Origin of the sequence: Thalassospira sp. MIT121401, assembly GCF_047125595.1 — a bacterium.
Lineage (GTDB): Bacteria > Pseudomonadota > Alphaproteobacteria > Rhodospirillales > Thalassospiraceae > Thalassospira > Thalassospira povalilytica.
This window is the reverse complement of record NZ_CP138926.1, coordinates 1,304,538-1,320,082: the sequence shown is the minus strand read 5'-3', so window position 1 is coordinate 1,320,082 and position 15,545 is coordinate 1,304,538. Positions and strand designations below refer to the sequence as shown.

Here is a 15,545-nt window from a genome sequence, read left to right as displayed (position 1 = left end):
CGGCACATAAACCCGGGCGGCATGCCCTGCCCATGGCGGGTTGCACGGAGACAGGGTGCAAAAACAAAACCGGCGCCAAATTGGCACCGGTTTACATTACGCAGCAAATGTCCGAAGCGATCAGTCTTCGGCGTCGATATCAATCGGAACGCCGGGCATGTTCTTTGCGGTTCGAATCGACAATGCCGATTTGACGTGATTGACGTTTTCGGCAACCGTCAGTTCGGTGGTCAGGAATTTCTGATATTCGTCCCAGCTGTGCGAAACAATTTTCAGCAGGAAGTCCATTTCACCGGCCACCATGTGGCATTCGCGAACTTCCGGCCATTGCGCCGCACGGGCTTCAAAGGCGCGCAAATCATGTTCGGCCTGGCTGGCAAGACCGACCATCGCAAACACCGTCACGTTATAGCCAAGCGCCTGCGCGTCGACATCGGCATGATAGCCCTGGATAAATCCGGTTTCTTCGAGTGCGCGCACACGACGCAAACAGGGCGGGGCCGAGATACCTGCACGTCTGGCAAGTTCCACATTGGTCATGCGGCCATCTTCCTGTAGATCGCGCAGGATTCTGCGGTCGATCTTGTCGAGTTTGACCCGTTGCATTTATTCCTCGATTCTGTGCGCGAAAGTTACCCCGATTGAAACAATATTACAGCGAGGCAAGTTGCTGGCAATAATATATTCCGAGCAAGAATGCAATCTTGCGCTTGGATGCCGTAACTGAAAATGCAGTAAAATCCGCTTTTTGGCATCGCTGACGATGCAGAATTCCGGCATTGTCCCCGGCCTTCAACAGTCTGGCGAAACTACCGGCTTGTTGCGTAAAATTTCACCATCCAAAAAACGCGATATCCGCCGGTCAAACTTTGCGTGAAGCGGTTGCGTCTTGTCCGGACTGCCCATATGTTCGACGTCAGCTTTTATCAATCTCGGACATATACAAAGAACATGGCCCAGGAACATCAGACCAAAGTCCTCATCATCGGCTCCGGCCCTGCCGGTTATACTGCGGCAATCTATGCGGCACGCGCCAACCTTGAACCCATGATGGTGATGGGCCTTCAGCCGGGTGGTCAGTTGACGATCACCACCGATGTCGAAAACTTCCCGGGCTTTGCCGATGTCATTCAGGGTCCGTGGCTGATGGATCAGATGAAGGCACAGGCTGAACATGTCGGTACCAAAATGGTGCATGACCTGATCACCGAGGTCGATTTTTCCAAACGTCCGTTCGTCTGCAAAGGCGACTCCGGCGATACCTACATCGCTGAAACCGTGATCATTTCCACCGGTGCGCAGGCACGCTGGCTTGGCCTTCCAGGCGAAGAAAAATTCAATGGCCGCGGCGTTTCGGCATGCGCGACCTGTGACGGGTTCTTCTATCGCAACAAACCGGTCACGGTTGTTGGTGGCGGCAATACCGCCGTTGAAGAAGCCCTGTATCTTGCCGGTATCTGCTCGAAAGTTACCCTGATCCATCGTCGCGATGAATTGCGTGCCGAAAAGATGCTTCAGGAACGCCTTCTCAAGCATGAAAAAATCGACGTGGTCTGGGACAGCGTTGTCGAAGACATTCTGGGCGGTGACGGCCCGATGGATGGCGTCGAGGCGGTTCGCGTCCGCAATGTCAAAACCGACGAAGTCACCGACATTCCGGCTGACGGCTTCTTTGTTGCCATCGGCCATGATCCGGCGACCGCCATCTTCAAGGGCCAGGTCGACATGGATGACGAGAACTATGTTCTGGTCAAGCCGGGCAGCACCGTGACCAATGTCCCGGGTGTGTTTGCGGCTGGCGATGTCACCGACAAGATTTACCGTCAGGCCGTGACCGCGGCTGGCATGGGCTGCATGGCCGCGCTTGAGGCTGAAAAGTTCATCGCCGAACACGAAGCCTGATCTGACAGGGCATTGACAGTGCTTTGACAACACTTAAACGGCCGGGCCAAACAGGATGATTGCCCGATCACGCGAAGTGGTCAGAAACACCTGCAAGGGGATGCAACATGCATCCCCTTTTTTCATGCTTACAAATTACCAGATCCCGCCAATCGTCTGACATTTCAAAAGAATCACGCATCTGCGAAATCAACATTGCGGAAAATGCCTGCTTGCAGAAAATGCTACAGGCCTCATATTGGTAAAGGGTCTGAACCCAATTACGGGCTTGGGTCGTTTGTGTGACGCGCTTAACAGTGTTGAAACCAAATTACCCATAAAAGAAGAGAAGTATTATCAGGGGACTGGCGCAGAGCCGTGCGGCAGTGACATCTAGGAGCGGGTCTATGGACTGGGACAAGCTGCGTGTATTTCACGCTGTTGCGGAAGCCGGAAGCTTCACTCACGCAGGGGAAAACCTTAATCTGAGCCAGTCGGCTGTCAGCCGACAGATCAGCGCGCTTGAAGAAAGCGTCAAGGTTCCGCTTTTTCACCGCCATGCCCGTGGCCTGATTCTGACCGAACAGGGCGAGTTGCTGTATCGCACCGCCCATGACGTCTTTGCCAAGCTTTCCATGGCCGAAGCCCGCATTCGTGAATCCAAGGAACGGCCGAGTGGCCCGCTGAAAGTCACCACCACGGTGGCCTTTGGCTCGACCTGGCTGACCCCGCGCATCAATGAATTCCTGGAACGCTATCCGGAAATCGAACTGTCGCTGGTCCTCAATGACGAGGAACTTGATCTTGCCATGCGCGAGGCCGATGTCGCCATCCGCATGCAGCCGCCCCGTCAGGCCGATCTGGTGCAGCGACAGTTGATGACCCTGCGCTATCACGTCTTTGCGTCGCCGGAATATATCAAACAGTACGGCATGCCCAAGACACCCGAAGATCTGAAAGATCACCGGCTGATCATTTACGGTGCGGATGCCCGCCCGCCGGTTTCGAACGTCAACTGGATGATGGCCACCGCCCAGCAGTTCAAACCGGACATGCGCCCGATTCTGAAGCTGAACAATATTTACGGCATTTTCCGCGCGACCGAATCCGGTCTGGGGATTTCGGCCCTGCCTGATTATCTGCTGCCGACCAACAGCAATCTGGTCCGCATCCTGCCCGAGCTCGAAGGGCCAAGCTTTGATGCCTATTTCGTCTATCCGGAAGAATTGCGCCATTCAAAACGCATTGCCGTGTTCCGCGACTTCCTGATCGAAGAAATCTCCAAGGTAAAAGCCAAGGCTGCGGCCGCCGCCAGTAGTGCCAGCGCCGACAAATAGCGCAAGGCTTACCCAAATCCCGTTTGAAACGGCCCGGCAGTTTCGCCGGGCCGTTTTGCATTGCGCGCAACGCATGGATAATTTCGACCCACCCCCATGGTCAGTGATCATGGCCCCGGACTACCCCCACACTGCCTGCCCCCTGCCTGCGCCCTTGCCCGCATGCCCCAGTGTAGCGCGACATTTGGTTTTGGAGTGCTCGCCAATTAAAGTTGGAGCATAGCACTTTTCGTCAGACCGGATCATCCTTGGCTGGGTGGTCCGGTATTGCTTTGCCGATTCCGGCGCAATTTCTTGGGTAGCCGAGCCGGACCGTGAAGTCCCTCTCTCCGCATGAATTGCATCGCAGGCGACGGGTGAGCGCCCAGAGGCCAGTTTCAGGCGATGCAAGCTTCAGGAGCTGTTGCGGGGTCTTTGAGATCGATCGATGGCAGGTGCGGCAATAGAAATGAACGGCTTCGAGGTCGTGTCTGACCGTGTCGCTTAGTGGTATTCCGTCCTTGGCAATGTCCATATGGCCTCTCAACGATGGTCATCACCTGTCCCGATCGGGAATTTAAGAGGGTTGGGCGACCGTTTCAAGCCGCCCGCACCATCAGATGTTTGAAATGATCAACTCGCCATAGGCACGACGGCTTTCACTCTGCTTCGCGATCGAATAGTTGACCTCGGCCGTGTCCATTGAGAACCCGTCGAATATCTGGCGCACTTCTGGCGTATCGTTCAGAGACAGGATAAAGCGCCCTGAGAGGCCTCTGAGATGCTCTGAGAGCTTCTCAAAATCGGCGCGCTCAAAGATGTTCTTTCCATAGTCGTTCTCGCCGCCATAATACGGTGGGTCGAGATAGAACAGTGTCTCCGGCCGGTCATAGCGTTTGATGAAGTCACCATATGGCAGGCATTCAATCACCACACCCGAAAGCCTGGTGTGCAGATCATCAAGCATCGGCCCCAGCTTGGTGATATCGAACCGGCCACCTCGCTCCACCGACACCCCGAAATTCCGGCCGGAGACCTTGCCCCCAAAAGCCGTTCTCTGAAGATAGAGGAACCGCGCAGCACGCTCAAGATCCGTCAGCGTCGTCGGATCTGTTCTGACCAGGCGATCAAACTCTGCCCTGGTCGTAATCTGAAACTTCATCATATCCATAAAGGGCACATAGTGGCGCTGCAGGATACGATAGAAGGTCGCTAGTTCCTTGTTGATATCGTTGATGACCTCGGCCTTGGGCTGACGGATTCGGCGCAGAAAAACGCCGCCCATACCGACAAAAGGCTCCGCATAGGTGGTGTGATCAATCTGATCGATGATGGCCACCAATCGCTTGGCCAGATTGCGTTTGCCCCCAAGATAGGGGGCGACTGGACGAACAGGCGTAACTGTTTGAGTCGACATAGCTAAACAAGTCTTTCTAATCTGTACCCGCCGTTGCAACGGTGGCGGGGCGATTTATCGTGGGAGCTAGTCCCTCCCGGTTCAGGGTGTTGGCGCACCCTGACCCCCGCCTAGTTTCATGACAGGGAAATGATGACCAAGAACGAGAAGCAAAAATCTGGCGTCCGCAGGGGGTGGTTTCGAAATGCGATGGATTTCCGAAGAGACCATGCAAACGCCCGGAAAATCGGAAACCACACCGAAGAACTGAAAGCGATCTATAAGTCGATCGACGAGTACGATCAGGAAGTCAGATTGAAGTGGAAGACCTTCCAAAGCTTCATCCTGAGAGGACTTTGCGGCGGCTTGCTCGCATCCCTTACCTTTGTCGGCTCTCAGCTCTTTACCGGCCCCCTGAAGACCAATGTTGCCATCCTTACAGCGTTATTTATTTTGGGCTTAGCCATTCAAGGTTTCCGAATGATTATCGAGGGTTTCGGGGCCCTTGAACGTTTTCATAGCCTTGCTATGCCGGTTTACCAAAACAAGCCGGGTTTTCAGCCTGGGAGAGGCTGGTCATTCCTGCCTGTTGTGCTGGATGCCTTCTCGCTCATAGTTCTTGTCGTCGCGGTAATATTTGCGCTGTTCTTGCTGTTCAGCGTCACGCAGTAATTACGGAGCCACCGGGTCTGGCGCAGCCGGGAAAGCTGACGAACAGTCAAACGCCATGCAGGCCTCGATATCGGCGATGGCATCAATTGCCGTTTCAAGCTCCGATTGGACATCATAGCAATCCCCAACCATCGCCCCGACCGCCAAGGCCATATCAATCAACTGCTGCTGCGTCAGGGTCGGGTAGGAATTATCCCCCATACGCCAGCCACGCCCGTCGGGCAGATACCCATTCACAGCCAGTGCAAAGGTGCTGTCGATAAGGCTACGACTGTCAGCATCGGTCTGAACAAGATAGGTCGTTTCACCAACCGAAAACTCGATCCCTGCATCCATCCGCGCAAACTTGCATTGCTTGACCTTCGCCCGCAGCTTCGCCTTTGCCAACTCAAGACTGATTGGTGTAGTTGGCCAATACAGTTTTGCCGTCTGCGCTGCACCTTCGCCTTCAATCAAAACATCCGGCTGGCTGGATACATCGTGCCATTCACTTGACGGTTTCGAGGTCTGGATGATCGGCTTGACGTAGTGCTCAAGCAGGGTTTCGACCGGATGCTTGGTCGCATCAGTAAACGGGCGACCAGTGACAGCAGTGAAGCTGGCCCCACTCTCCAAGCGGTTCAGTGACCAGTCTTCATTAAAGATCGCATAAATCGGGGTTCGCACAACAGTATCCTCCTAGTGCGCAGTTGCGAATTTGATGGGTACAGACGCCCAAGCCGCCCAAGGAAAGACACCGCTAGCGTTGTTGATTTCAGCGCCGCTTGCAGAAGCTCGCGCCTTGACACCATTTGGCATCAAGTCCCGATCTCGGTCGGTTAGTGTCACTTCTTGCTGATCCCGGTTGAGCATCAGATATTTCTGCACCGGGTTGCTTGGATTTATGTCTGCAACGCTCAGATTTACATCATCCGTGGGGTTGTGTTCTGTAATGAGATATAGCCGCGCTTTGAAATCCATCGCGTCAAACGGTCCATTGACCGAACCATTGCCACCATGCAGCCCAAACGCAGAGAATTGAGGCACACCTCGCCAAACATAAAGGATATAGCGACCCGAGAGCATTGATGCGCTAAGCGTCACTGTATTTGCCGTTGACAAAAGCCAGTCGGGGTCAGCCGTAATCGTCTGCGCTTCAGTTTGGTTCAACTTGTAATACTGCCCTGCAGGCAGGAGATGATGAAATACTCGACGGTCACCCCCATCGAGCGGAACCACCCAAGCGTATTGAATTGCCCCACCTACGTTGTGCGCTTCGGTGGAAGGCGTCCCAGCCACGTGCTCGATTTCGACGATGTCGAAACCAGCCAAAGGACTTGCTCGAAAGATGATGTCGGCCCTGTTTCCCTGATAATCCGTGCCAGCACCGATAAGATAGCCGTTCGCAACAAACTGATAGAGACCGTCAGGTTTAGATTTTTCCTCATCAGCAACGTTTGAACGCCACGCCAAGCCAGCGCCCCGAACCGTATCAGTAATCCAGAACGAGCCAGCCGCATCACGCCGCTTTGAGACAACCAATGTCTTTTCAAGCAGTGGGTTCCAGTTCAGATCATCTACACCATCACCACCAGAACGCAGGCGAACAGTCACGTAGTCATCAGGGTTTTGGATGAGCGGACAAGGATAGTTCTCTGATGTCAAACCTGAGAAACCAGATTCAGCAAGCATATTTGCCGGGAAATCGGTGTAATACAACCGTGCTCTGGCATCGTAATAGGACCACAACGCGAAAGTGGCGAGCGTGAAACTGTAGGCTTCAGGCGAACCGACCGGGTTCTTTCCGGCTCCAGTATTTAGGTAAAATTGAACCGATTGATTTGTGCCATCCAGCGCTATACCAACGAAATCGCCGACACCATAGGTCGGCAACCCGGATTGAAGAACATTGTTGTCAATGTCACGGATGGTTCCGTCCCGATGATACGCGATATCAGGTCTCTTGGTGACACTTCCTCCGAAATACCGCGATGCATCGGAAACGCCGAACACCGGAAAACCGGTTCCCGAACCGATGGTCTCGACTTCCATAACTGCCCAGAATTGACCGATGGCGACAGGCATGGATGAACGGATCATGTAAGACGTGCCGCCGAAGTTATCGTTCTCGACAACCGTGTTTCCATCGGAAAAGGTCCAGGTCTGGTTCGTATTGTCTATGGCTTCATGAATATTGGCGCTGTTGGTCGGGGTATCAGAAACCTGGTAAAGCGAGCCCGCTACTATTGTCGCATGATTGCCATTTCCAGATACGTCTTTGGTCAGATCGGCTCCGTCTAGAAAATCAAAATGTGCGCCTGCAGCGCCATATATCGCCGCGCCGCCGCCTTTACCGTCGAACTCTTTATGAACCCAAACATCTTGCGCATTGAACCGACCGAAAGATGAGACATCTGGGTAGGTGCCAACAAACAGAGCGGTTTCTGCACGGTAGTGATTACCTTGAATTCGGTGCTGGCCACTAGCGCCGATAAAGCTCGCCTCATTGAGAGCAGGATAGTCATCGTTGTGCGGCTGCAGGACGCCGCCAACATAAACACGATACCGAAGGGTTTCGTCAGCCTGCGTACTGTCATAAATGGTATATCTATGGAGCCAAAAGCCACCGGCGAGAAAAGAACCAAATAGCAAGTTATCTGTTGTGATCGTGTTGCTAATCTGGTTTTGAATTTGAAACTGCCCCTTCAAATCGCCACGCCAATACAAAGACGTGTTGTTGGGATCATCGACATAGCTTTGAAGCGCAATGATGGCATTCCCGATTGCTGGGAGCTTCAACCATTCGGAATATGCCCAGACTTTCCCCGTTCCACCCGAGGAGGGAAAAGTAATTCTTGGACTTACGCCTGCGAACATAACTGCGGCCTCAATCGGATCACCTGGATCACCGCAGCCGATCTTGGCAACACTGTTTTCCATCAAAAGCGACATGATCAGGCTCCTGCACGCTGCGTGATCACAACGTCAATAACGTCGTCAGCAGCGTCATACTGAAGCTGGCAAAGGCTGACCGAATTGGCGGTGTAATTCACCTCACCGACAACTTTGTATTTACTGCCCCAGTCAACGGCATGGTTGCCAGTGCCATCCTGTGTGAGCTTGATCATCGCCGGTCCAGCATTCGGGATCACTGCCGGGTTATCGATCAGGATCGCGTCATCCAGAACATGCTTGAACCGACTGCGAGCCGTAGGATCGAACGTCGCCACGCCAGCTGCAACTGTCAGGTCGGCAAACTGCGTATTGAAACCAGCAGTCAGTGTCGCAGCGACATTGGCACGCAAATAGTTTCCGTTGGCCAGCTTGGCCGTAATCGCGGCTGCCAACTGTGTCCTGTTGTTTTCATCAAGGACAATGCCCTGTTCTTCGATGAAATTGGCGATCTCTTCCTGGACGTGGTCAAACCAACTCCCCTGAAGCTCGGTTGCCGGGATCGGTATGGTCGGATCGCCATCAGTGAAACCGTGCTTGCCAGGGCCGAATTTATCGGTTGCCTTTGTTGCTGTATCGATGCGTTTCATATCAGGCTCCGTAGGTAAAAATGACTTTGGTGTGCGCTGGCTTCAGGCGGTTGAAGTTGCATTCAAGCGGTGCGTTGCCCCAAGTCCGCAATGGCTCCGAACAGCCGGAATCGACCGTCATGGTGCGAATGGTCTCGGCCGGTGCGTTGACCTGCCAGACAAACCGCCAATCGCCTTGTGTCAGCGGGTCATTGCATTTCGAGATGCATCTGAAAGGGCGAAATTCCGTGATCGTGACCACGTAGCCAAGGTTACTGGCCAGCTCGACAAAGAACGGGATTGACTGGCCACCGCGCGCGGCAAGTTTGGCAACAACCTGGTCGCGACGTTCAGCAAGACTTTCCGGCTGGCCACTGCAAGGATCAGGCAAACCGCAAACACGTTCCCAATCGGGCAGGAGCTCAACCGAAGTCCTGGGATCAACCTCATCGATCAGATCAACCGCCCGGTTGTGGACCCGCATGAGAGGCGCTGCAAAGGCACGTAACAGCCGTGTCAGACCCGCCTCATTTTCGCGTGCCCAGGCTTTGCCCTTTGGCATCAGGGATCTAAGATTGTTGAGGTATTGATCTATGGTTGCCCGCATAACCTTCAGCTCCAGGTAATGTTGCCAAAGGTGAAAATTTCATGCGTGTCCGCGATCAGGTTCGCGTTGGGCGCAACCAGAACATGATCGGTCTCGCCGGCCGCGATCGAGATCGCCTCGCGAACATGGCTGATCAACAGTGTGCTGCCCGGCTCTGCTTCACGGCGGATCAGATCGCGCAGCTCGGCCTCGATCGCAGAACGGACTGCGGCATTACCAGGTGTCAGACCGGAGATCTCGAACACCACTGCAACCGCCACCGGCGGTACCACCATCACGTCGGCCGTGACTGGATGGACTTCAGCAATATAGCTTGCGACAGTCGCAACATCAGCGGGCAGCGGAATGCCATCGCCGTATGTGTCGTCCATCATGAAGCGCACGACAACCGTACCCAAGCCAAGCTCGAGCGGGTTTGACCAAGCCCGCGTCACATCGATGCCATGTGCTTCTTGATCCTTCGCCCAGGTAACATAGTCGTCCTTATTGCCCCCATGTGGCGGACGTTGGATGCGATTGAGCAACCGTGCCAAAAGTGATTCATCATCCTCGGCGTCGCTACCCTGCGACAGACCACCGGCCGCGACCGTCACATTGGTCTGAACGCCGACGATCGGCTCAACAAGTGCCAGAGTTGCGCCAGCATCCAGATTGCCGGTGACACCGCCCGCAATCGCCTCGACCGCAACAGTTCCGGTTTCAGCGACAAGGTCCAAGGCGGCGAGCGTGACGTACTCGACCCCGTCAGAGCGCTGAAGGACCGTATCAACCGGGATGGTAGATCCGATTAGTCCGGTGAAGGTAACATTGCCCGTCGCCGCCTGTGCCGGCTTTGGCTTTACACCCCAGATCGAAGCCCAGCGACGCAAAAATGCCTTCTCGGCCGTATCGGGAAAGACCTGCTTGGCAACATAGGAAATAAAGCCGTAAAGCCCATGCAACGCACCGGCGAATGCGCGCGACAGAACACCCAGAACGGTACGACGCAGCCAGGCATTCGCATCGGTCAGGTTGCTCTTGATATCGCTTGAAATCTGGTTCACCAGATCCGCCAATGTCGGACGCGAGAATGGCATTACAGGTTCTCCCACAGCTGATTAAAACGCCAATTCACCTGGTCGCCATCGGGTTTGGTGATTTTGATCTCTTCGGCCAGAACACCGCGTTCGATCCATTCGGTCGTAACAGACACGGACGCTGCGATCCCGTCATCGATCAGCCACTGCAGGGCTTCCTGATCGGCTTCCCGGATCTTCTCAGCGGTTTCTGGAGATTGCTTCTCACGGACATAAAGCCAGCGGCGTGATCCGATCTTGTCGCCTTCGACTTCGGGCAACAAATCTCCCCACCAGCCACGTCGATCCGTTTCACCGGCTGGCAATTCATCGTCCGGGTTGGCCAGTGCGTCGGTAAAGATGCTGATGACAACTGCAGTGCGGATCGAAGGGTCCGTTTCAAGGTCGCCGGCAGCAGTTTTGATGTCACCGATCAGAAGCTTGTCATCAAATGCGATCAGGACGTCCATCAACCGGCCCTCACTTTGTCAGAGCCAGAAACAATCGGCCACTGGCCTGCAGAGCTGCCCGAAGCAACATCGACCAGATCCCCAACACGGGCGATCGGTTGTCCACCTTCAGCGCCGAGATGAATTTCATCGCTGTTGATAACGGCCTTGGCCGCGTTCACCGTGACTTCGGTCGCGTTGGTTGTAACCGTGTCCGAATTCACCGTCGCAGCAGGCGCGTTAACCGTCGCAGCAGGCGCGTTAACCGTCACACCAGATGGTTGGCCTGTCTCGATCAGAATGCCATCGCGTTTCAAGTGCACCTTCTGGCCAAGATCGTCATAGAGGGCAACTTCACCAGGTGCGAGGTTCTTGAGGCGAAAACGGCGATCATCAACGGCGATCACGATAGTATGAGATCGATTGCCGCCGACGGCCGTTGCAACAGCCTCGGCATTGCCCAGTGGTACGGATGTCAGACCGTATTCCTGAAGCCGCTCGACCCCCTCAAGAAGCTCACCGTCATAACCGACGATCTGAAGCTTCTGGATGCCCCCGGCGTCATTCACAACCTTGATCACCGCACGGGACACCATCAGCATCACGCGACGACGCAACGGCTGGATCAGACGATTAAAGATCAGGCTTATTCGATCCATTTGAGCGCCCCCTGATCTTTGAGTTTCTTCTCTTTGGGCGGTTCGATATCAAACGCGGCCGGCGGCAACAGCGTGAGCTCTGTCACGGTACCGGACTGGTCCTTGGTATTGATCACCTGAGAGATCAGAAGATCCTGATCGACCTTGAGTGTGGCTGATTTGATTTGCACCAGCCGGTTGGGCTGCCAAAGCGTGCCGTTTTCAGTTTCACGCCATCCCTGCACGCGCACGGTGATCTGCTGACTGCGAGCGGCGCGGACATTGGCCTCAAACTGCGCACGCTTGCGCGCGGAGTTCCGATCGGCGGAATCCTCTGCCAGGATCACCATCGGACGATAGCGCGAAACGCCTGCATCGGCCTGTTCGGCAACAACCTGGGCAATCTGATCGACAGACAAGTCGTCCGACCCCGGCTGTTGTGCCTTGACGATGTAGCGCGAGAAACGTTCATTATCCGAATAGCCAGCAGATCCGGACAGAAGGTTCACACCTTCTTCCAACCGCACAGAAGCCCGCGCAACGCCGGGTTTGGTAATAACGAGGCTTCCCTTGCCATCACTGATCGCCAGAACCGACCGCATGCGGCAAGCCCGATCGATGGCTTCAAAGGCGGTCTCGCCTTCCTCGATCCGGAACTTGGTAAACCGCGTGCCCGTGGCGGTCTCGATCCTTACTGGAATGGCAAACAGCCGCGCGATATCGGTGACAACCTTGTCGAGCGTGGCATTCAACCATTCACCCGGCCGATTGATTGCCGAGCAGTCGACAAGATCACCTGTTACATCGCGACCGGCTGCGCGGATCTCGCGCGATTTGGCATCAAAGCCCGGATTGTCGTCATAGACGAAACCCGTGATGACAGTTTCGCCATCGATGGCCACCCTGCAGGCAGATCCGCGCGAAATGACTGGAATGCTCCCCTCCGCCGGATAGCGGTCGCTGAGCTGCAGGTCAAAGGTGCCTGCCATATGCTCGATCGAGCGCGTGATACGGACGCGCTTCCAACCACCGTAATTGGTGCCGCTGAGACTAAGCGTGACATCAGACATTGCTCAGCACCTCGATCGTTTCCCCGCCAGGCACGAACCCCGGATGTGCCACACCGTTGCGCGTAGCGATTTCATCAGCCCGGCTGGCATCCTGGTACAAGCGATAAGCGGTAACCAAGGCCGGTTCTGTCAGCGGAGCCACCGTGTTGATGACCTGTGCAGTGCGGGGTGACTGTGCATTGATGTAGTCGGTGGTCGCTGTGCGGAGTACGCGGAGCGTCTCGAACAACTGATCGTCCTCGGCTTCACTGGCGCGATCCATCGCGGTATCGAGATATCCGCCAATTTCGTCGCGCGTTGCAAAGGCATCATCTGTTGTCGTGAACTCGGTGTTTATGACGTTCCGGGCCATCTCGATCACAGCGGAGTTGGTCACAAGTGAAACGACAGCATTCTGATTGAGGGCCTGGACTTTTCGGGTTGCCGTGGTCAGCGGTACCGCTGCCAGCTGCGTGCCAAATTGAGCAATAGGACGAAGCGCCTGCATGGTCTCCGGACCTGCACCGGCAGCTTCGCCAGCCTGAACAATCAGATCGCCCAACTGATTGGCGAGCCCCGACGGGTTCTGGACAAAGGTCAGCGCTTCCTTTCCGATCTTGCTAAGCGCACGGGCAAAGGTACCGTCGCCCTGGTCACTGACAGCGCCATCGATCTCGCTGGTTGCCTCCGAAATCACATCAACCGACTCATAGGCCAGAAACGCCGGTTTTCCAGCGACAGAGAAGTCGTTGGCAAAGCTCTCACGGTTTGATGCGTGGGCGGCTTCAACGGCCTGCGTCAGTGCAAAGGATTGATCCTTGCTCGATGTCGGAAACTGGTTTGTGCCACCTTCAACAAAAGTGAGCTGAAGGCGCGCCATGCGTCCTTCATCGGCCCGCTCTGAGAGTTTACAGCCAGTGCAAATGGCGATGATCGACCCCAGATACGGATGTATCAGCGTCCCCGGACCTTCGCTGTCACATGCGCTGATCAGCTGATCGCGGGCCGTCATGTAATCATCACCGATCACATAGGCGGGAAAGTTGAAACTCTTGGTTTTGCGACGCATGTCTTCGGGATACGGCACATCGCGGCCGGGATATTCGTGCACCTGGACTTCACGACCAGCCACATCGGAATCGTGACCTTCGATATGGAACCGCGCACCCTTGTAACTGGCTGGCCGCAGCTTGTCTTTCCAGGACATCACGAGCCTCCCATTGCGTAGCCGGCATAGACCGACGGCACGAAATCAGGATTGTCTGATTTGACTTCCTTGACCCGCATGTTTGACGGCGCGTTATCAAAGGAAACCTTGACCTCACCGGCAAAGCGACCTTGTCCTTGGCCATTCTGCGGACCGATTGCAGGCGCAACTGCCGAAGCGACATTACCGACCGCGCTCCCAGGCATTTGCCCAAGGCCACCTGCATCCAGTCCGAGGCGTTCTTTAACCCAGTCTGGCATCCAGTCCATCAGTGACGTCACGGCGGAACTCAACCAGTCGACCAGCTCCGCCCACTTGGCTTGCATTCCGTCCCACAGGCCGCCGATCCACTCGCTGCCAACCTTGGCCAGATCGATGCCAAACAGGTACTCGATGAGTGCATTGACACCCTTGGCGATCCAGATCGTCGGGTTGAAGACTTCTAGAACCTTCAGCACACCTTGGATGAAGCCCTGGTCAAAGGCTGATTTGATTTCTGCCCATAGGCCGGAGAAGAAATTGCTGATCGGCCCCCAGTTTTGGTAGATCAGATAGGCGGCTGCGGCGAGTGCGGCAATCGAGACGATTATCAGGCCGATCGGATTTGCTGCCAGCACGAGATTGAACGCCTGCATCACGCTGTAGCCGGCCTTCAAGGCAACAGCAAAGTTGCCCACCATCCCAATCAATGCACCAATACCGGTTTTAAGCATAAGCATCATTTTGATGGCACCGGCACCACTTGCAGCCAGAACGCCAAACCCTTTTGCCATCCACCCGATAACGATCAATGTCGGACCAACGGCCGCAGCCAGGGCTGTTGCAATAAAGATGAATTTGAGAAGTTCTGGATTGGCTTCAGCGAATGCTTTGAACTGCTCCCGGATCAACTGGATCTGAAGCGTAAGACCGTCAAGACCGTCGCCGATCCCAAACACCCGCATTAGAGCATCGCCGATATCGACCATGCCAAGGATGAAGTTATCCTTGAATGTAGACCATTTGCCAAAAAGCGTTTTGGACTGCTCGTCCATCTGCTTGAAGTAAACGCCTCCCTGACTGGTCATTGTCTGCATAGCGCGCGTCAGAATATCGAAGCTGATACGACCTTGCGATGCGAGTTCAAAGATTTGATCTTTTGATCGTCCAAGCCCTTTTGCCAACACGTCGATGATCGGAACCCCACGATCCGACAGCTGCAAAAGCTCTTCGGTCATGGCCTTGCCTTTGGCCATAGACTTTCCAAAAATCGATGCCATATCGCCCAGCGGTATATTGGCCCCAGCCGAGATATCACCGAGCATGCCCAAGGTGCTTGTGATTTTGCTCGCTTCCACGCCAAACGACAGCAGCTGTTTGGTTGCACCACCAATGTCCTGCATCTGAAAAGGCGTTCTTGCTGCGAAGTCGGAAAGTTCCTTGACCATGTTTTTCGCAGCTTCGGAACCACCAAGCATCGACTTGAAGGACGTCTCCAGTTGCTCCATTTGTCCAAAGGCGCGAAGTGAAAAACCACCGATCGCAGCAATCGGCGCGGTGAGGCTCGTCAATGCTCCAGTGCCCATATCCTGGAACCGCTTTCCAACATCTCTCGCTGCGCTCCCAATGGCAGCCAACCTTTCACGTGCCGCCAGCAAATTCGCCTGAAGCTGATCAAGACGTGCGCGACGAGCCATATCACCCATCGCGGCACCCATCTGGCGCGCCGGTTTGGTGACCCGGTCAATCGCCTGGACAATCATCTTCAATGTGAGTTCACGGTCGGCCATGAAAGG

The 15,545-nt window shown here is 55.0% G+C and carries 15 protein-coding genes; 3 read left to right on the top strand and 12 right to left on the bottom strand.

Annotation, left to right across the window (positions count from 1 at the left end):
* Positions 1 to 120: 120 nt before the first annotated feature.
* Positions 121 to 606, bottom strand: coding sequence for an Lrp/AsnC family transcriptional regulator (locus tag SIB88_RS06015; RefSeq protein WP_068518843.1), 486 nt, complete (start codon positions 604 to 606; stop codon positions 121 to 123).
* Positions 607 to 951: 345 nt separating this feature from the next.
* On the opposite strand from SIB88_RS06015, the gene trxB reads away from it, so the two are divergent.
* A complete protein-coding gene (trxB, locus tag SIB88_RS06010) occupies positions 952 to 1,902 on the top strand; it encodes a thioredoxin-disulfide reductase (RefSeq protein ID WP_068518883.1) in 951 nt (316 codons plus the stop codon).
* Positions 1,903 to 2,288: 386 nt separating this feature from the next.
* Entirely contained in the window at positions 2,289 to 3,218 is a 930-nt protein-coding gene (locus SIB88_RS06005; RefSeq protein WP_068518844.1) for a LysR family transcriptional regulator, read from the top strand.
* Between the two features lie 595 nt (positions 3,219 to 3,813).
* On the opposite strand, the gene SIB88_RS06000 is transcribed toward SIB88_RS06005, so the two are convergent.
* Positions 3,814 to 4,614, bottom strand: a complete 801-nt coding sequence (locus tag SIB88_RS06000) for a DNA adenine methylase (RefSeq protein ID WP_412557610.1) — start codon at positions 4,612 to 4,614, stop codon at positions 3,814 to 3,816.
* A 129-nt stretch (positions 4,615 to 4,743) separates the two neighbouring features.
* Here SIB88_RS06000 and SIB88_RS05995 point away from each other — a divergent pair, with 129 nt between their 5' ends.
* The gene (locus SIB88_RS05995) at positions 4,744 to 5,265 is read left to right on the top strand and encodes a hypothetical protein (protein WP_287465600.1); all 522 of its coding nucleotides are present in this window, start codon (positions 4,744 to 4,746) and stop codon (positions 5,263 to 5,265) included.
* On the opposite strand, the gene SIB88_RS05990 is transcribed toward SIB88_RS05995, so the two are convergent.
* From SIB88_RS05990 to SIB88_RS05945, 10 genes are read right to left on the bottom strand one after another with little or no spacing between them, the layout of a single operon-like run.
* Positions 5,266 to 5,931 carry a DUF4376 domain-containing protein gene (locus SIB88_RS05990; RefSeq protein ID WP_412557609.1) on the bottom strand — a complete coding sequence of 222 codons (666 nt, stop codon included), beginning with the start codon at positions 5,929 to 5,931 and terminating at the stop codon, positions 5,266 to 5,268.
* A 12-nt stretch (positions 5,932 to 5,943) separates the two neighbouring features.
* Entirely contained in the window at positions 5,944 to 8,196 is a 2,253-nt protein-coding gene (locus SIB88_RS05985; protein WP_412557608.1) for a hypothetical protein, read from the bottom strand.
* A gap of 2 nt (positions 8,197 to 8,198) precedes the next feature.
* Entirely contained in the window at positions 8,199 to 8,786 is a 588-nt protein-coding gene (locus tag SIB88_RS05980; protein ID WP_412557607.1) for a hypothetical protein, read from the bottom strand.
* Between the two features lies 1 nt (position 8,787).
* Positions 8,788 to 9,372, bottom strand: coding sequence for a YmfQ family protein (locus SIB88_RS05975; protein WP_412557606.1), 585 nt, complete (start codon positions 9,370 to 9,372; stop codon positions 8,788 to 8,790).
* Positions 9,373 to 9,377: 5 nt separating this feature from the next.
* Positions 9,378 to 10,448 (bottom strand): baseplate J/gp47 family protein, encoded by a 1,071-nt coding sequence (locus tag SIB88_RS05970; protein WP_412557605.1) that lies wholly within the window; start codon positions 10,446 to 10,448, stop codon positions 9,378 to 9,380.
* On the bottom strand, positions 10,448 to 10,897 hold the full coding sequence (locus SIB88_RS05965; RefSeq protein WP_412557604.1) for a phage GP46 family protein: 450 nt from the start codon (positions 10,895 to 10,897) through the stop codon (positions 10,448 to 10,450). Before SIB88_RS05965 ends, SIB88_RS05970 begins: the two co-directional genes overlap by 1 nt.
* Positions 10,897 to 11,535, bottom strand: coding sequence for a phage baseplate assembly protein V (locus SIB88_RS05960; RefSeq protein ID WP_412557603.1), 639 nt, complete (start codon positions 11,533 to 11,535; stop codon positions 10,897 to 10,899). The genes SIB88_RS05965 and SIB88_RS05960 overlap by 1 nt, the downstream gene beginning before the upstream one ends.
* Complete coding sequence (locus tag SIB88_RS05955) at positions 11,523 to 12,584, bottom strand: phage baseplate assembly protein (protein WP_412557602.1); 1,062 nt, start codon at positions 12,582 to 12,584, stop codon at positions 11,523 to 11,525. The genes SIB88_RS05960 and SIB88_RS05955 overlap by 13 nt, the downstream gene beginning before the upstream one ends.
* Positions 12,577 to 13,770, bottom strand: coding sequence for a DNA circularization protein (locus SIB88_RS05950; RefSeq protein ID WP_412557601.1), 1,194 nt, complete (start codon positions 13,768 to 13,770; stop codon positions 12,577 to 12,579). Before SIB88_RS05950 ends, SIB88_RS05955 begins: the two co-directional genes overlap by 8 nt.
* Positions 13,770 to 15,539, bottom strand: coding sequence for a tape measure protein (locus tag SIB88_RS05945; RefSeq protein WP_412557600.1), 1,770 nt, complete (start codon positions 15,537 to 15,539; stop codon positions 13,770 to 13,772). The genes SIB88_RS05950 and SIB88_RS05945 overlap by 1 nt, the downstream gene beginning before the upstream one ends.
* Positions 15,540 to 15,545: the final 6 nt, after the last annotated feature.